Here is a 16,706-nt window from a genome sequence, read left to right on the forward strand (position 1 = left end):
CGGCGACGGGGTACGGAACCACTGGACGTACCGAACACCCGCGCGCCCCGCGGAAGGAGCCATGACGATGACCACGACGGTGCCGAAGCCCGCCGCGCGACCCACCGGGAAGAACACACCGGCACCGCAGCCCGCCTGGAAGAACCCGAGGGTACGGGAGCACGCCCTGAGGACCGCCTCGCAGGTCTCGGGGGCACCGGAGTCTGCGTCGAGTGCCGCCCGGGAGAACGTGGCGGCACCGGAGCCTGCGTCGAGGACCGCCCGGGAGAACACGGCGGCACCGCAGTCGGCTCGGGAGGACAGGGCGGTACCGGAGTCCACATCGCGGGCCGCCCGAGAGGACACGGCGGCACCGGTGCCCGCCCCGCGGACCACCTGGGAGGACCTGACCGAGGCCGTCCGCGAGGCGGGCGGCTACTCGACCCGGGCGCGGGCCGAACACCTCACCCGCACCGTCCTCACCGCCCTCGGCTCCCACCTCACCGGCGACGAACGCGTCGCCCTGGCCCAGTCCCTGCCCCCGGAGGCCGGCCACCTGATCGCTGCCCAGATCCCCCTGCCCCACCCTCTGCCGGCCCGGGAATTCGTCGACTCGGTGTCCACCCGGCTCCCCGACTCCACCCCGGCAACGGCCCGCTGGGACGTCAGCTCGGTCCTGACCACGCTCTCCACCACGATCGGCCCCGACCTGACGGACCGAGTGCTGACTCAACTGCCTCGGGGGTATGCGCTGTTGTTCGGGAGGGCGGAGCTGACGGCTATGGAGTGACTTGCGTGGGAGTCCGTGCGCCATGCCCCTGTGCGGGACACGGGCAGGCCATCCGGGCGAAAGGTGAGGTGCCCACCTTCGTCCTGCCCTGAGGGCTGCCTACCTCTCGGACTCTCTTTGTCACTACAGTCGACTATGGTCGCTCCGGCGACGCATGATGTGGACGTTTGGTGTTCAACGAGTGGACGTCCGGCGGAGAAGGCAGGTCATGGTCAGCCAGTGGCAGTTCGAAGTCCCCACGGCGGGCACCAAGCTGTTGCCTCCGGACGGACGCTACATGGAGGCGCTCAGCAGCCAGGGGTACGGCTTCGAAGCCGCCGTCGCCGACCTGGTCGACAACTCCATCGACGCCGGGGCAGCGAACGTCGTCGTGCACTTCCTGCGTGACGGAGAACAACTCGTCAGCCTGGTCGTGGTCGACGACGGCAAAGGCATGGGTGAGGACGAACTCGATGTGGCCATGACTGTCGGCGGACGTCGTGGTTATAGCGAGAGGTCCCTGGGCATGTTCGGTACCGGGTTGAAGTCCGCATCGCTCAGTCATGCCGATTCGGTGACCGTGGTCAGTCGCACGAAGCGGAGTCGCCCCGCAGGTCGCCGCTGGTTGATGAAGCACGCCAAGCAAGGCTTCGAGTGCGACATCATCGACCCGGACTTCGCCCAGCAGTTCATCGACTTCTACCAGGGGCGTCCCATCGGCTTCCAGGGCACGATCGTCCGTTGGGACGGAGTGAAGGACTTTCCGAAGCACGGTGGTGGTGGTCAGACCGATCGCTACCTCCACCGAACTGTCAACAAGCTGGGGCTGCATCTCGGCCTGCACCTGCATCGTTTCCTCGCAGGGGACGGCTTCCACATCACCATCTCGGTTCAGGACGTTCGCACCGGTGTCGAGTATGCGAACTACGGTGTCGAGCCGTTGGACCCGTTCGCCTACCCCGTGTCCGGAGATTCGGGATATCCGAGCACTTTCAACGTCGACGTCCCCGACCTGGGGCCGGTCGAACTTCGTGCCCATATATGGCCTCCGCGTTCCTCTCTCGACGAGTACAAGGCATTCGGGGCGGTATCCGAAAAGGCGGGCTTCTACTTCTACCGCCATGATCGGCTCGTCCAGGCCGGCGGCTGGAACAACTTCCGACAGCCGGAGCAGCATCTCGCTCTTGCCCGCGTTGCGGTGGAACTTCCGGACGATCCGGACGGCATGGTCTTTCGACTGACAGTGAAGAAGGAAGGTGTCCAGGCGTCTCCTGAGTTCACGGGAGTGCTGGACGAGGCCGAGGACTCCCGTGGGCGTACTTTCACCACCTATCTAGCGGATGCCGAGCGTGTCTACCGCGAGGCACGCAAACGCGCGGGCGTCGCGCGCAAGGCCGTGGTTCCGCCGGGGCGCGGTATGGATCCACAAGTACGTCAGGCGATTGAGGAAGAGGTACCACTGACATACGACGACCCCTTGCAGTTCCGTTGGCAGAAGCTGCCCAATGACAAGTTCTTCGAGGTCGATCAGGAAGCCCAGGTTCTCCTGCTCAACCAGCGGTATAGAGGCGCTCTGCTCGGCGGTCGCGGTGGCACACTGAACGATGCCCCGGTGGTCAAGTCGCTCATGTACCTGCTCATGCAGGATGCCTTCCAGCGCGAGCGCATGGGAAGTCGCCTCAAGGACAACATCGAGCTGTGGCAGGCGGTACTCGTCGCAGCGGCGCGGGCCGAACTCGATCGGATGGCCGACTGATGAGCGCATGTGAAGGTGGATCCGGGGGCGCTGTAGTCCAGAGCCGTGCTCAGGAGCCGCAGGCGATCGAGCTGCCGTGGACCACGGTGGAGCACTACTTGGGACGAGGGCTGGCGGCGAGTTACAGGCTCTCGTCGGTCGGCGACCCCCTTGTCTCGTATGAGATAGCGGACGGTGGCAGAGGAATCGCACTTCATGTCGAGCTGACGGGGCCGCACCACGCCCCCCGCTCGCCGCTGTCCGCCGTGCGTGTCGACAACGTCCTGCACGCCGGCCGGCGGATGGTGCGTCTCACGACGCCTGAACCGGAACTCCTCCGCGATTTCCACGACCTGGCGCTGGCTGTCGCAGACCGTATCGTCGTCGAAGGCCGGGACCTGGCTCGGGCCTTCGACGAGACGGTGCATGGTTGGAGCCTTTTGCTCGGTCGAACTCGTGGTCTCTCTCTCGAACGGCGCCTCGGCCTCCAGGGCGAACTCGCCGTTCTGGTGCGGCTCGCGGAAGCCTCCGGGTGGCGAGCGGCAATCGATGCTTGGGTGGGCCCGGCCGGCGAGGAGCATGACTTCGCCCTGCAATCGGCGGATCTGGAGATCAAGACAACGGCCGGGGAGCGCCGTCGACACACTGTGCACGGCCTCGGGCAACTCGAAGAGAGCCCCGGACGCTCGCTCTGGTTCGCGTCCCTGCGCGTCACCCGAGGCGGCACCGGGGGCCGCACCCTCGGAGAATCGGTCAAGGCCGCCAGGGACGCGGCTGCCGCCGAGAGTATCGCGTCGAGGGCGCGTCTGGACCGACTTCTGTCCGCCACGGGTTGGAATCCCGACCAACCGGACGATGAACGGTGGACGCCTCGGGACAGCCCCTTGATGTTGCGAGCGGCCGATATGCCACGTCTCACGCCTGGTGACCTGCCGGCCGCGGCGCAGGGGCGGATAGACGGGGTCACCTACAGGGTGGACGTGACCGAACTCCAGCCTGTGGCAGAACCGTACCCCGTCGATCTCTCCGATCTCCGCCTCCCCTGACGAACCCCCTCCCACGGCATTCCTCAGCCGGTACCCCGAAGGAAGAGCATGACCAGCAGTCCGACCGACGACCTTCTTCTTCAGTTGCTCAGCACAGCTCTCGCCGACATGCACACCAGCCGCCCCAAGAAGCTGGTGCGCGCTCTCGAATTTCAGGCCGAGAGTATGTCTCCGCAGGCTGAGGAACTGGCGAGCGAGGATGTGCTGCGGGACGCGCTGGAGCGCTCACATCCGACCGACCCGCTGGTGGAGGTGTGGCGGAAAAAGCTGACCGATTGGGACTTCCTGCCCGAGCCTGCCTGGTCGGACACACCGGAACGCACGCAGGTCCGCCGCGAGGCCGTCTACGGACTGCTGGCGATTTCGGAGGAAACCCGTAAGCTGCTGGACAATCTCGTCCCGGTCTCCCAGGCTGCGGTCCCGGTGATCATCAGCGACGAGTTCGTTCCTTGGTACACGCCCCAGTCACGGCAGGGACGTTCCTGGTATTGGCCGGAATATCGGGCCTATCTGGAGAACAAGGGGTGGGACGCGGAGGCCGTGGCCGGCCTCGATGTCGCTACCGACGCGGTGGTCGAGCGTCTCGCCGACCCGACGCAGCCGGCGGCCTACCAGTCGAAGGGGCTGGTGGTCGGTTACGTGCAGTCGGGGAAGACCGCGAATTTCGCCGGTGTGATTGCCAAGGCCGTCGATGCCGGATACCGATTGGTGATCGTCCTCGGCGGCACCATCAACATGCTGCGCGCGCAGACTCAGCGACGCCTCGACATGGAACTCGTCGGTCGGGAGAACATCCTGCGCGGGGCGAGCGAATACGAATCCGACTACGCAGATGATCCGGCGTGGATTCAGGGCAAGTTCACCACCTTCGGTGATCTGCCGTCTGCTCGCGGGGGCTTCGACATCGTGCGCCTGACGACACGTGACGACGACTACAAGAGTCTCCTGCAGGGCATCACGGCACTCGAATTCGAGAAACAGGAACCCGCGCTGCCGCTCTTCGATCCGCGTAACCTGCATCGATCTTCGGCACGCCTCATGGTGGTCAAGAAGCACAAGACGGTCCTGACAAAGTTGGTCAAGGACCTCAAGAAGATCAAGACGCCGCTTTCCGAGATCCCCGTGCTGATCATCGACGACGAATCCGACGAGGCGTCGGTCAACACCTCCGACCTCGCCAAGCCCGACGCCGAGCGGAGCGCGATCAACCAGAAGATCTCGGAGCTGCTTAAACTCCTGCCGCGGGCGCAGTACGTCGGCTACACCGCCACCCCGTACGCCAACGTGTTCGTCGACCCCAGTGATGCCGAGGACATCTTCCCGAAGGATTTCATTCTTTCTCTTCCCCGGCCCGAGGGGTACATGGGGGCGCGAGACTTCCACGACTTGGACTCCCCGATCCCGGAAGGGGAACGCACGTTCGCGAACTCCAACGAACTCGCCCACGTGCGCAACATCACAGTGAACGGTGAAGACGACGCCTGCCTCCAGCAAGCCATGGACATGTTCGTTCTCACGGCTGCGATGAAGCTCTACCGAGAAGCAGAGGGAGGCTTGGGCGACCGGTACTTCCAGCATCACACGATGCTCATCCACGAGTCCGTGCGCACCGAGGCGCATCGCGAATTGCTGAGCAAAGTGACCGGCATGTGGTGGAATGCCGGGTATCTGGGTTCGACCGGTCATCGGCGGCTACGCGAGCTCTTCGAGACGGACATCGCTCCGGTATCTGCGGTGCGCGCCGACGACCACGCCGTACCGCCCACGTACGAAGCCCTCTCCCCCTATGTGGGTCCGGCCTTGACTCGCATCGGCGGGGACGACAACCCGATCGTCGTCGTGAATGGTGACAAGGACCTCGAAACCGCGAAAGCGGACTTCGACAAGCGGTCCATCTGGAAGATCCTCATCGGTGGCCAGAAACTCGCGCGTGGCTTCACCGTGGAAGGGCTCACGGTCTCCTATTTCCGCCGCCGCACGGGCAATGCCTCCACCCTGATGCAGATGGGTCGATGGTTCGGCTTCCGCGAGGGGTATCGAGACCTCGTGCGACTCTTCCTGGGGCGTGCGGAGACCGTGCGTGCCAAGGAGATCGACCTGTACTCGGCGTTCGAGGCCATTTGCCTGGACGAGGAAAGCTTCCGCAGTGAATTGCAGCAGTACGCCACGATGATCGACGGCAAGCCGCAGGTTACTCCGGACCAGGTGCCGCCGCTCGTCTCGCAGCATCTGCCCTGGCTCAAGCCGACCAGCCCCAACAAGATGTACAACGCGCGCCTCGTCGAGCTGCGTTCGCCGGGGCAGTGGCAGGAGCCCACCGCGTATCCGGCCAAGGTCGCCGATCTGCGGCACAATACCGGACTTTGGATGCCCGTCCTGGACTCCTTGTCCTCGGCCACCACATCGCTCGCCTACACCTTCCCGCCCGACGGCACGAGTGACTCCGTCACCCACCGATACGATGCATTCGTCGGTCGAATCCTTCCCCAGGACTTCCTTGAGCTGATCGACAAGCTGCGCTGGGGTGCCCCTTCCCAGTTCGAGCCCCACCGTGCCTACCTCACGGAGATCAACCAGGGCCCTTCGCCGGACGTCGACGACTGGTTGGTGATCGCGCCTCAGCACGCCAAACGCGGTCAGCGTCTGCTTCTCGGTACGGAGAGCCGCCCGTTCGCCTGGTTCGGCCGCGAGCGTAGGCGTGGTCCGCTTTTCGGTGCGATCAGTGAGCCGAAGCACCGTGCGGTACCCCATCGCATCGCGGGTGCGCTCCCCGAGTCGGGCCATCCGAGCACCGAGTCTGAGGTCGCTCCACGGCGAGGGGTACTGATCATCTATCCCCTTGTGGAGCCGCAGAACCGCCCGGACATCGATGGAGAAGGTCGACTCACGCCGGAGAAGATCACCATGGCCTTCTCTTTCGTCGCCCCCGCGACGGCCCGTCGAGCCGACGGCCGGGTTGTACGTTTCACCACCATCGACTCCGCCAAGAAAGGACAAGCGATCATCGACGCCCGTTGACCGGGATCGCTGCAGCCGGGTCCGGGCGGCCGCTACCCTCGATGCGAGGGATCTTGCCGTCCGGATGTGTGGGCGACCGCGAAAGTGCCGTATTCGGCGACGACGAGGGGAACGCCACCAAGAAGCGGGGAAACGTGGAGTTTGCCGAGGGTCGTGATCGTGTCGCCTTGCCGACGAGCAGGCTGACGTCGCTGGAGATCTGCGCGGGAGCCGGGGGTTTGGCGCTCGGGCTCGAACGCGCCGGGTTCGACCCCGTTCTCCTGCTCGACAACCGTCCCATCGCGTGTGAGACGCTGCGGGCCAATCGACCGGGGTGGGACGTCCGTGAGATCGATTTGACGGCCTTCGATCCCTTTGAAGATCAGCAGGTCTACGACGTACACCTGCTCTCGGGGGCCTCCCTCGGGTGAAGTCGCCGGCCGCAGCGAACCGTACGCGTGGGGACGAAGCCGAATTGTCGGTCCTCAAGGCGGCCGTCGACCTGGTCTACGGTGTGCAGCCGCGGGCGATTCTTCTGGAAAACGTGCCCGATCTGGTCGAGAAGGATGAATACGAACCGGTCCGTGCGTACGTCGGTGAAGAACTCGGCCATCTCGGCTACCGATTCAGCTGGCACGTTCTGAACGCAAAGGATTTCGGCGTACCACAGAGCCGGAAGGTAGGTCTGCTGGTCGCGTTCAAGGGCGGTCTGATCGATCGCTTCGAGTGGCCGAAGCCGTATGAGGGCCCGTGCCCGGCGGTGGGGGAGACGCTTCTGGAATCCATGGGCGAACGTGGATGGCCGGATGCCGCGACGTGGGCGGCTCAGGCCGATGTGATCGCTCCCACCATCGTCGGCGGGTCTTGGGAGCGGGGCGGGGCGGACCTCGGGCCGACCGGAGCCAAGCGGAAGTGGGCTCAGATAGGAGTCGACGGCGTGACCGTGGCGGACCGGGTCCCGGGCTCGGACTTCGTCTGGAACCCGAGCATCGGGCGGAGCGGCCGAGTGAGGCTCACCGTCGATCAGGTGGCGCTGCTACAGGGCTTTCCAGCCGAGTGGAAGATCGCTGGTCTCAAGACGGCCCGATACCGGCAGGTGGGCAACGCCACACCCCCTCCACTCGCAAGGGCCGTCGGCGAGGCCATCGCCCAGGTCCTTCGGTGCGATGGCGAAGACCTGGGGTCGAAGGGCGAGTAGTGACGGTAGGGTTGGTCGTTGCAGACCGACCGATAGGCAACGCCACCATGACCAGCGCACCGCCCGTTGGGCCACGACGGCCCTTTCACGTCGTCGATCTCTTCGCCGGCCCCGGTGGGTTGGACATGGCGGCCGAGGCTCTGGGTCTTCCATCGATCGGAATCGAGTGGGACGACGACGCGGTGGCCACTCGGCTGGCCGCGGGCCTGAAGACCGTCCACGGCGATGTCCGTCTGTTCGGGCCTGATCATCCCGACTTCAAGAACTGCAACGTACTGGCGGGAGGGCCTCCGTGCCAGACCTTCTCCATCGCGGGGAACGGCTCCGGTCGTAAGGCTTTCGATCTCGTCACCGGATTCATCCGCCGTATGCACGCCTGGTACGAGCTCGAGCGGGCCGGGAAGAAGGGCGAGCGCTGGGAAGACATCCAGCGCGAGTTGGACAAACTCGACGACGAGCGAACCGGTCTCGTCCTCCAGCCTCTGCGGTGGGTCTTCGAGGCGATGCTTCGCCCGCGGCACGGCGAAACGCAGCCGCGGCCGTTCGAAGTGATCGTCTTGGAGCAGGTTCCTTCCGTCATCGAGGTTTGGCACGAGTACGAGAAGGTTCTGAGCGCCGTCGGTTACCAGGCCAAGGCGAAGGTCTTCCACACGGAACAGTACGGGGTCCCGCAAACGCGACGGAGGGCCGTACTCGTGGCCCGAAGGAACGGAGAAGATCTCCCGGAACACTTCCTGCCTCCGACGCATCACCAGTACCGCAAGGGCGTGCAGAACAGCGACACCCTCTTTGCCGGCCGGGCCCCCTGGGTCTCGATGGCGGACGCCCTCCAAGAGATGTACCGGCACGTCGGCGAGGCCAAGCGTCGTCCCACGCCGTTCTGCGTCGTATCCAACTACGGCAGTGGAGGCGACCCGAAGGCGCGTGGCCGTAGGGAATCGAATCTGCCTTCCGCGACGATCACCGGCAAATGGAAGCGCAATCGGATCGTGGCTTTGGATGCCCCGGAAACCGAGATGGATCGCCTGAGCAACGAGGAAGCCGGCGTCTTCCAGACCTTTCCCTATCGGTACCCCTGGCGGGGCAGCGATGCTGCCCAGCAACAGCAGATCGGCAACGCGGTGCCCCGCGTTTCGGTGTGCACGTATTGAGCGGGGCACTCGAATTGGGCGTCCCCCGAGCCGACGTATGGGAGAGGCTTCTGCGGTGGCGGCCGGAGCCAAAGGATCAGGAGGCCGCTTCTCAAACCGAGGTATCGGATTGAGAAGCGAGTCGCGTCTCGATCGTCACGTCCACGCGGGCAAATCCTTCTCCAGACTCACCCCCTGACGTTGTACGGGCACGGCGCTGTCCTCTGAAGGTTCCCCGGCCTGTTCCGGCGTACGGCCGCGGTGCCGGAGCGGAGCCTCCGCGAGAAGCTTGTCGAACAGAGGCATCAGGATGTCCACGGAATGCGTCGGGGCGCGGCCGTCGTCGGGGCCTTCCGGGAGGCGGTCCCACGGCACTGCGGGAGCCTCCTCACGCTCGGCGATCCAGTCCTGTAGTTCCTCCACCAGTGGAGGGGCGTCGGGTGCGAGAACGTCGTAGACCAGCGTGCTACCCGCGGTGTTGACCGCCGAGGAGAGAGCGTTGACGTGGTCGGCCGGCCGAGGCGTGCCTGCCGAAAGCAACCTTTCGAAGATGCGTATCAATGCCTGGGCGGTCGGCCGATGGTCGATGACGTCCAGGCGAAGCGTGGTGTTGAGGATGTCCTGCAAGGCGCACGCCGTCTCCACGGGGCGGTAGTCCGAACCGTTCCGGAAGAGTTCGGCCCCCCACCACAGCCTGGCGAAGCACTGTGTGTAGTGGGGTCCGGAGAAGCGTGAACTGGGTGCGACCTCGGCTCCTCTGTGCCGCCACACCACGTAGTCGGGAGCGACGAGCATGGCGAGGTGATTCCATAGCCGGCCGTCGCCCGCCTCGGCGCGAGTCATACGTACAGTGGCGTGCAACCGTGGGGCGAGCCAACCGTCGGCGGCCGCACGGTTGGCGTCGAAGCGCGACATCGCCTCGTCGACCAGTTCTCGGATGGCATTCGTTCCCCACCGGGCCTCGGGTGGCAGAGACCCGCTCGCCTTCCGCAAGGCCACTTGGGGAGGGCTCTCCTGGCCCGACTGCATGCCCCGGCTCAAATGCCTGGCCACTGCTGTGTCGGGCAGGAAACCGAGCGACTGTGGGATGTCGAATGCTGCGCGATGCCGCATCAGACCGTGCTCCTCTCGGCGTGGTCGACGGCTCGTACCGCGCGGGTCAGTTTCTTGGCGATCTGCGCACGACGGCCGGCCGCGTACTGGATTCCGGTCTGGAGCTCCGACCAGCCGAAGCCCTTCGTGCGGCGCTCGTTGATCTCGTAGAGGGCATCGGTGAGCTGACGTCCGGGGAACACATGCGGGAGCATGACCCGCAGTACGGCCTCTCGCCATCCGGTGGGCATGACAGGCGTGCCGTCCTCGTCCGCGTCCAGATTGCTGGCGGCCGTGTGGAACATCGCCGTCCAGACGTCCTGGGCGATCTGGGAGGCTGCCATGTCGCGCACCGCGTGCTCCGCGGTGCTGCCCCCGGAGCCGTGCAGAATCTGCACCAGTCCTTCGACGGCGGTCGTGTTGAGGTAGACCGTCGGGATGTCGGCTGAGGTGTCGACTATCCAGGCCGAGTCTTTGTAGGGGCGCAGCCACTCGTGCGGCCCGTCGCGGAAGTCGACTTCCACGGTTTCGATCTCTCGCTGTCGAACCGGCGTGGCTTCGGAGAGATCGACATACCAGTCGTCCTCCAAGGAGCCCACAAGGCGCCCCGGCACCCCCTCCACCGTCGCGGCGACCAGAACGGACAGCGTCGCGCGCCGGATATGGAAGGTGCGTGGCAGAGTGATCGTTCCGGCCATGGAGCCGTCCGCAGCACGGCGAAGGCGTGTGGTGGAGCGGGCGTTGGTGGCCTTCTCGGTCAGCACCGCCAAGCAGATCACGTCCTGCCAGGGGCCGCTCCGCAACTCGTCTTCCGGCAGAGCCGCTCGCAGCTCGAGAACCGCTTCCTCCCATTGGGCGCGTCCCGATTGATGAAGTGCGACGACGCGCTCCGACGCGGAAATGTGCCGGTACGGAAGCGGTTTGCCGTCGACCATCACGGAGACGACATCGCACGTGACGTCGCCGAGAAGCGTTGGATACGGGAATACCGCCTTCACGCCGCACCTCCGCGAGCCTTGGGCACGTCCACGATCAGCCGGGCATACCCGCCGCGTACCGGATGGCTGGACGGATCGGTCACCCCGCTGAACACAGCGGTACGGACGCCGGGCTCGACGATGACCGTGTCGTTCTCCACCCGACAAGACTCGGATCCGACAAGCAACTCCCATCCCACCGTGGGGCGGCCGCCCGAACGCACGTCGAATTTGGCGACGGGGACAGAACCCAAGGGTCCGCCGCATCGGGCAGCTTGAGACGGACGGTGACATGCCAGGCTCCACGATCGTCCGTACGGGCGTCGACGCTGCGTACGGTGGGAAACGACTGGACGCGTCGCGCGCCCGCGCCTATCCCCGTGTCCAGTTTCAACAATTCGCGCAGGACGGCAGGCCCACCGCTGCGAACGACATCCCGGTTGCCCAGAAGAGAGCGTACGGTCTCGTCGATCGCGGACCGGAATTCCTTGAGCCGGGACAGAGCGCCGCGCTGGTATGTCGTCGTGAGTTCCTCGGTTCGGTCCCAACGATCATGTTCGGGCGGTTCGGAGGCACGCAGGAATGCCTCGGCGAGTGCCACATCCTCCCCGTCCCGCCCCGTCGCATAACCGGCGAGCAAGACGGCCTGGAACGAGGGCGTGCCCAACGGCAGCTCGCGTGGCCGCTGTTCGGTGACGGACATGCGGTTGCCGCGCATGCAGATCACCCGATTCGGCTGTGCGTCCTGTTCGTCGGCCGGGGTGAGCAGTAGGACGGCCCGGTGCTCGTGGCCCTTGTCGTCAGTGCGTCCTCGCTCCTTCAGGGGGGTCACGATCAATGGGACCTCGGCCCGGACCACCTGTTCAGAGGAGGTCAGCTCTTCGACGGTGTCGCCGTCGAGGTACGCCTGCAGCGCTCGGCTGACAGCCGGGCGATAGGCATGGGGGTCGACCTGCTCTTCGGGGATGTAGACCGCACCGTTGCGCAGGGTGGTGACGCGGGCATCGAGCAGGGGGCCGGCGGAACGGCCTCCGATCATTGCCGCCCAGAAGCCGTCCGCGAGTGATCGGACGAATTCGTCGTGCATCTCCCGCAAGGTCTCGTTCGCTCCAGAGGCGTCGTACGCCCCCACGATGAGGAAGGACGTCCCCGGTTCGTCGGTTGATCGATCCAGGTGCAGCCCGCGCAGGGTGGCATCGTCGGCCCACCAGGACCGGGAGACATCTTGGTGTTCCGGGTCGGTGTCCGGTTCGCCGAACCAGGCGGGCCCCGCGTAAGCCGTGCCGTTCGCCTCGTGCCACGGAAGATCGAGACGCCCGATCACGCGACCTGCGGTGCGTCCCTCGTGCCGTTCGGACAGGGTCGTGTTCATCAGGACGAGGCCGAAACGGCTCGCGGCCCAGATGGTTGCCTTGCCCAATCCGTACGAACCTCCGGCCCGCCCCGCCGCGACCTTGTGGCTGTCGAGTTGGCGGCGGACCACCGCGGCGAACCGGCCGTCGCCGTATTCGGGCCCCGTCAACCCCGCCGCGTTGTAGTCGTCGATGCGCAGCAGACGCAGTCGACGTTCCCGGGAGAGATCCGTCAGGGCGGACCGGAGACTGCGGGACACCTTCTGATTGCCTTGGGAGGCCGCCTCGTAATGCGGAAGCAACTTCTCCCATTGCAGCGTGGCGAGGAAGGCGTCCAGATGAGGTCCGTCCAACTCGTGCAATGTGTAGCGGACGCGGACGGGCGAGCCGACGTCGTAGCGCTCGTCCAGGGAGTTCTGGGTTGCCTCGCGTGCCAGTACCGAGAGATCGGCGTCGAAGGCGAAGGCAGCGGCATTGCCGTATTCACGACCGCCGTCGAGATGCGCCAGACGGTGATGCCAGCGTCGCGGGCGCTCGACGGGGATGTCCTCGGTACGGGTCACGACCGCGACGAGGTCTGTGCCGAGGATCTCGGCGATGTGACGCTTGGTGACATCCCGCGGTTCGGCACGGCCGTTGATCCAAGCGGAGACGGCGGCACGTGTCTTGTCGAGCTTGGCCGCCAGGTCGGCCTGTGACATCTCGGCTCGATGGAGTTGGCGTCGAAGCCACGGCCCGAAATCCTCTCCATGCGAGACGGATGGTGATGGTTCGGACATCGTGCGCCCTGCCTCCTGCCGCGAGAGCGACCCTGAGTACCTGTCGGCTTAGGCGGTTCAGGCTAGCACTCGCTTTGACGGCGCCAGCTGCGTCAAAAAATAATTGACCGCCTTGATTCCTGGGCGGGTTGGCGGGGGTGTGAGCCGGGCCTCACTGCCGGTTGTCCTGCGCTCGGCGCGCCAATACCAGGGCGAGGACACGGGCGGCTGCCACGACCGGGTCTTCGTGCTCCCACACCCGTACGGGCAGCCAGCCGGCTGATATCAGACGTTGATCCGTGTCCCGGTCCCGCCGACGATTGGTCTCGATCTTCGTACGCCAGAAGTCGGAGTTGTTCTTCGGCCAGGTTGCGTGGACCGGGCAGCCATGCCAGAAGCACCCGTCCACGAAGACGGCGACCTTCGTCGGTCCGAACACGACGTCGGCCTCGCGCCGCACGCCTTTCAAGGGTCTGCGATGCACCCGATATCGCAGACCTGCGGCGTGCAGGGCTCGTCGCAACGCGATTTCGACCTGAGTGTTCCGGCTCTTCTGCCGGCTCATTCGGGCACGGGTCTCAGGTGTGGTGTCCACCGTCCGTCATGTCTTTCCGTCGTACCGGGACCGTCGTCGTGGGCCCTGCTTTCCTTACGATCCGTGGCACTCCACGTACCCCCGCCCCTCCCCGCACCAGCACTCCGCTCCCCTGCTCGGGGCCAGGCGACCGCCCGTCCCCGTGCTGCCAGGGTCGTCGCGTACTGGGGCAGCAAGGTCGGGTCGTCCGGGGAGGTTGCCTCCGAGGCGGCGAAGGCTTCGTAGGAGGGGACCGTGCCCGTGACGATGCCGAGGTTGCCGGTGCCGGAGGTGGAGAGTTCGCGGAGGGAGGACTCTATGGTCGTGAGGTGGGCGGTGTGGGAGGGGTACTCCGTGGAGAGCGCGGGGTAGGCCGAGAGGAGTTCGGTCAGTTCCGGGGCCGGCCAGTGCAGGACGGCCACCGGGAAGGGGCGGGAGAGGGCCTCCCGGTAGGCGCCCAGTTCCGTGCGCAGGCGGGAGATCTCGGCCTCCAGCTCGGCCGGGTTGTCCGAGCCGAGGGACCACACGCGCTTGGGGTCGTGGAGCTCGTCCAGGGTGACCGGCGCGGTGTGCAGGGTGTCGGCCAGGGTGTCCCAGTCGTCGTGCGGCAGGCCCCGCATGCGGCGGACCCGGTGGCGGCCGTAGAGCAGGGGGTGAAGGCCGACCGGGGGCTCCGCGGCGGCCGGGAGCAGCAGGCGCGCCGCCTCCGTGAACGTCTCCTCCGCCGTTTCCAGCTCGTCGTGGGCCTCCAGGGACTCCGCGATGATCACCCAGGGGCCCGGCTCGTCCGGCGCGGTCGTCCGGACGCCCTCGATGATCGCCCGGGCCTCGGCCTCATGGCCGTACTCCCAGAGGTTGGACGCCTTCAGGGCCCGTACCAGCGACGGGTTCTCCAGGGCGGACGGGGTGGACAGCAGGCGGTCGTAGAGGGTGGTGGCCGCGGGGCGGTCGCCGGACAGCTCCAGGTGGGCGGCGGCTCGCAGCAGCAGGGCCTCGGCGTCCTCCGGGTACAGGCCGGCGGTCCGCTCCAGGCGTGCCGCTTCGGCGGTGTGGTCGACGTTCTCGGCAGGCGTGTCGGGGCGCATGGGGGACACCGTACTGCCGGGCGCCGACAAACGTGAGGGCGGTCCGGTGGGGTGATCCCTGAGGGGGACACCCCGCATATACCGGTCCCTGTCGGGATAAAGCGGCCTCAGCTACGTCCCCGGAGCACCGGAGACACCGGGGTCGCCCCGCCCCACCGCACACAGGACCACTCGCTATCTTCGGTGCGTACATCGACATCCACGCAGACATCCGGTCCGTGTGGACATCTGGACGTGGGGTCGGGATGCGCGTGACGGGGGAGTTGGTCCACGCCGAGCGGGAGGGGCGGGAAGCCGCCCGGGCCAAGGGCGAGGGCGCCGGTGCGCTGCCCCGGTACTGGCCGCTGCTGCTCGTCGGGGCCGCCGTCGTGCCCGGCACCCTGCTCTTCCTCGTCGGGCGGTGGGGGGACGCCCCGGCCGTCGAGGCGTGGCGGACCGTGTGCCTGGCGGTGACCGTGCAGGCGCTGCCGTTCCTGCTGCTCGGTACGGCCCTGTCCGGGGCGATCAACGCCTTCGTGCCCGAGCGGGTGTTCCGGCGCATGCTGCCCCGGCGGCCCCTGCTGGCCGTACCGGTGGCGGGCGTGGCGGGGGTGGTGCTGCCGGGGTGCGAGTGCGCGTCCGTGCCGGTGGCCAACAGCCTCATCGGGCGGGGGGTCACCCCGGCCGCCGCGTTCGCCTTCCTGCTGTCCGCGCCGGCCATCAACCCGGTCGTCCTCACCGCCACCGCGATCGCCTTCCCCGGCAATCCGGCCATGGTGCTGGCCCGGCTGCTCGCCTCCCTCGCGACGGCCGTCGCCATGGGGTGGCTGTGGCTGCGGTTCGGGCGCAGCGAGTGGCTGCGGCCCGCCGTACGGCACACCGGGCACCAGACCGGGCACAGCAGGTGGGACGAGTTCCGGGCCGGGTTCCAGCACGACTTCCTGCACGCCGGCGGGTTCCTCGTGCTCGGCGCGATGGCGGCGGCCACCTTCAACGTCGGGGTGCCGCGCTCCGTGCTCGCCACCTTCACCGGCACGCCCTGGCTGTCCGTGCTCTTCCTGGCCGCCCTCGCCGTGCTGCTCGCCGTCTGCTCCGAGGCGGACGCCTTCCTCGCCGCCTCGCTCACCGGGTTCCCGCCGGTGGCGCGGCTGGCGTTCATGGTGGTGGGGCCCATGGTCGACCTGAAGCTGATCGCCCTCCAGGCGGGCACGTTCGGGCGGGCCTTCGCCGTACGGTTCTCCGCCGCCACCCTCGTCGTCGCCGTCGCGTGCAGCGCGCTGATCGGAGGTGCCCTGCTGTGAAGCGGACCCTGCAATCGGGGCTGCTCGTACTGTGCGGGCTCGGCCTGCTGCGCGTCTCCCTGGTCACCGACCTGTGCCTGCGGTACGTCAAGGAGAGCATGCGGCCCCTGCTCATCGCCTCCGGGTGCGTGCTGGTGCTGCTGGGGGTGGTCAGCGCGATCCTCGACCGCAGGCGGCACCAGCAGGAGTACGACGGTCACGGGCACGACCACTCCCATGTGCCGCGCGTCGCCTGGCTGTTGCTGCTGCCCGCGCTCAGCCTGCTCTGCTACGCCCCGCCCGCCCTCGGCGCCTACACCGCCTCCCGGCAGCCGCCCAGACCCGTCGCCCAGCAGAGCGAGTTCGCGCCGCTGGCCGCCGTCTCGCCGCTGCCCATCACCCTGTCCGACTTCACCAGCCGGGTCCAGCAGGACCGCGCGCGGGCCATCAAGGGGCGCACCGTCCTGATGACCGGCATCGTCACCCCGCACGGGAAGGGCGGCTGGGATCTCACCCGGATCATCATCAACTGCTGTGCGGCGGACGCCCAGTCGGTGAAGGTGCGGGTGTACGGCGGTCCCGTGCTGCCCGCCAATACGTGGGTCACCGTCACCGGGACCTGGCACCCCGGCGGCACGCTGGGCACCGCTTCCGCGGCGGTCGCGCTGGACGCCCGTACCGTCGAAAAGGTGCCCCGGCCCCTCAACGGCTACCAGGACGCCCTCCCGCTGCCCACCACGCGCACCCCCTGAAAT

Annotated in this window: 13 protein-coding genes and 1 pseudogene; 9 read left to right on the forward strand and 5 right to left on the reverse strand. The window is 67.0% G+C overall.

The features are described 5' to 3' along the window. Positions 1 to 67: 67 nt before the first annotated feature. The 7 genes from GHR20_RS38370 to GHR20_RS22710 all read left to right on the forward strand — a co-directional run bounded on the left by GHR20_RS38370 (position 68) and on the right by GHR20_RS22710 (position 8,875). Positions 68 to 769: a DUF2267 domain-containing protein gene (locus tag GHR20_RS38370; protein WP_153816099.1), complete on the forward strand. Its 702-nt coding sequence runs from the start codon at positions 68 to 70 to the stop codon at positions 767 to 769. A gap of 208 nt (positions 770 to 977) precedes the next feature. Next, on the forward strand, positions 978 to 2,504 hold the full coding sequence (locus GHR20_RS22690) for an ATP-binding protein (RefSeq protein WP_153814210.1): 1,527 nt from the start codon (positions 978 to 980) through the stop codon (positions 2,502 to 2,504). Beyond that, the gene (locus GHR20_RS22695; RefSeq protein WP_153814211.1) at positions 2,504 to 3,529 is read left to right on the forward strand and encodes a PD-(D/E)XK motif protein; all 1,026 of its coding nucleotides are present in this window, start codon (positions 2,504 to 2,506) and stop codon (positions 3,527 to 3,529) included. The genes GHR20_RS22690 and GHR20_RS22695 overlap by 1 nt, the downstream gene beginning before the upstream one ends. Before the next feature lie 48 nt (positions 3,530 to 3,577). Continuing rightward, positions 3,578 to 6,547 (forward strand): Z1 domain-containing protein, encoded by a 2,970-nt coding sequence (locus GHR20_RS22700; RefSeq protein WP_153814212.1) that lies wholly within the window; start codon positions 3,578 to 3,580, stop codon positions 6,545 to 6,547. Positions 6,548 to 6,615: 68 nt separating this feature from the next. Continuing rightward, positions 6,616 to 6,957, forward strand: coding sequence for a DNA cytosine methyltransferase (locus GHR20_RS38375; protein WP_343336015.1), 342 nt, complete (start codon positions 6,616 to 6,618; stop codon positions 6,955 to 6,957). A 44-nt stretch (positions 6,958 to 7,001) separates the two neighbouring features. Further along, positions 7,002 to 7,724 (forward strand): DNA cytosine methyltransferase, encoded by a 723-nt coding sequence (locus GHR20_RS22705; protein ID WP_343336016.1) that lies wholly within the window; start codon positions 7,002 to 7,004, stop codon positions 7,722 to 7,724. A 47-nt stretch (positions 7,725 to 7,771) separates the two neighbouring features. After that, positions 7,772 to 8,875 carry a DNA cytosine methyltransferase gene (locus tag GHR20_RS22710; protein ID WP_243878114.1) on the forward strand — a complete coding sequence of 368 codons (1,104 nt, stop codon included), beginning with the start codon at positions 7,772 to 7,774 and terminating at the stop codon, positions 8,873 to 8,875. A 135-nt stretch (positions 8,876 to 9,010) separates the two neighbouring features. On the opposite strand, the gene GHR20_RS22715 is transcribed toward GHR20_RS22710, so the two are convergent. The 5 genes and pseudogenes from GHR20_RS22715 to GHR20_RS22735 form a co-directional block, all read right to left on the reverse strand. Then, on the reverse strand, positions 9,011 to 9,967 hold the full coding sequence (locus tag GHR20_RS22715) for a DUF6339 family protein (protein WP_153814213.1): 957 nt from the start codon (positions 9,965 to 9,967) through the stop codon (positions 9,011 to 9,013). After that, positions 9,967 to 10,944 carry a hypothetical protein gene (locus GHR20_RS22720; protein WP_153814214.1) on the reverse strand — a complete coding sequence of 326 codons (978 nt, stop codon included), beginning with the start codon at positions 10,942 to 10,944 and terminating at the stop codon, positions 9,967 to 9,969. Before GHR20_RS22720 ends, GHR20_RS22715 begins: the two co-directional genes overlap by 1 nt. 79 nt (positions 10,945 to 11,023) lie before the next feature. Next, a complete protein-coding gene (locus GHR20_RS22725; protein WP_343336017.1) occupies positions 11,024 to 12,976 on the reverse strand; it encodes a helix-turn-helix transcriptional regulator in 1,953 nt (650 codons plus the stop codon). Between the two features lie 229 nt (positions 12,977 to 13,205). After that, positions 13,206 to 13,598 (reverse strand): very short patch repair endonuclease, encoded by a 393-nt coding sequence (locus GHR20_RS22730; protein ID WP_208446852.1) that lies wholly within the window; start codon positions 13,596 to 13,598, stop codon positions 13,206 to 13,208. Between the two features lie 84 nt (positions 13,599 to 13,682). Further along, positions 13,683 to 14,692: pseudogene (locus GHR20_RS22735) on the reverse strand (hypothetical protein). 245 nt (positions 14,693 to 14,937) lie between these two features. Between GHR20_RS22735 and GHR20_RS22740 the strand changes: the two are divergent. Together GHR20_RS22740 and GHR20_RS22745 are read left to right on the forward strand one after the other, a co-directional pair. Further along, complete coding sequence (locus GHR20_RS22740; RefSeq protein WP_148024670.1) at positions 14,938 to 15,972, forward strand: permease; 1,035 nt, start codon at positions 14,938 to 14,940, stop codon at positions 15,970 to 15,972. After that, positions 15,969 to 16,703 (forward strand): TIGR03943 family protein, encoded by a 735-nt coding sequence (locus tag GHR20_RS22745; RefSeq protein WP_153814216.1) that lies wholly within the window; start codon positions 15,969 to 15,971, stop codon positions 16,701 to 16,703. The genes GHR20_RS22740 and GHR20_RS22745 overlap by 4 nt, the downstream gene beginning before the upstream one ends. The last annotated feature ends 3 nt before the right edge of the window (positions 16,704 to 16,706 follow it).

The sequence above is a fragment of the Streptomyces sp. SUK 48 genome, from assembly GCF_009650765.1.
GTDB lineage: Bacteria > Actinomycetota > Actinomycetes > Streptomycetales > Streptomycetaceae > Streptomyces.

Excerpts from the sequence above, each read along its gene's own strand:
- GHR20_RS22690 (WP_153814210.1), top strand. The coding sequence starts at position 978 with ATGGTCAGCCAGTGGCAGTTCGAAGTCCCCACGGCGGGCACCAAGCTG.
- GHR20_RS22695 (WP_153814211.1), top strand. The coding sequence starts at position 2,504 with ATGAGCGCATGTGAAGGTGGATCCGGGGGCGCTGTAGTCCAGAGCCGT.
- GHR20_RS22710 (WP_243878114.1), top strand. The coding sequence starts at position 7,772 with ATGACCAGCGCACCGCCCGTTGGGCCACGACGGCCCTTTCACGTCGTC.
- GHR20_RS22740 (WP_148024670.1), top strand. The coding sequence starts at position 14,938 with ATGCGCGTGACGGGGGAGTTGGTCCACGCCGAGCGGGAGGGGCGGGAA.
- GHR20_RS22725 (WP_343336017.1), bottom strand. The coding sequence starts at position 12,976 with ATGTCACAGGCCGACCTGGCGGCCAAGCTCGACAAGACACGTGCCGCC.
- GHR20_RS38370 (WP_153816099.1), top strand. The coding sequence starts at position 68 with ATGACCACGACGGTGCCGAAGCCCGCCGCGCGACCCACCGGGAAGAAC.
- GHR20_RS22730 (WP_208446852.1), bottom strand. The coding sequence starts at position 13,598 with ATGAGCCGGCAGAAGAGCCGGAACACTCAGGTCGAAATCGCGTTGCGA.
- GHR20_RS22700 (WP_153814212.1), top strand. The coding sequence starts at position 3,578 with ATGACCAGCAGTCCGACCGACGACCTTCTTCTTCAGTTGCTCAGCACA.
- GHR20_RS22715 (WP_153814213.1), bottom strand. The coding sequence starts at position 9,967 with ATGCGGCATCGCGCAGCATTCGACATCCCACAGTCGCTCGGTTTCCTG.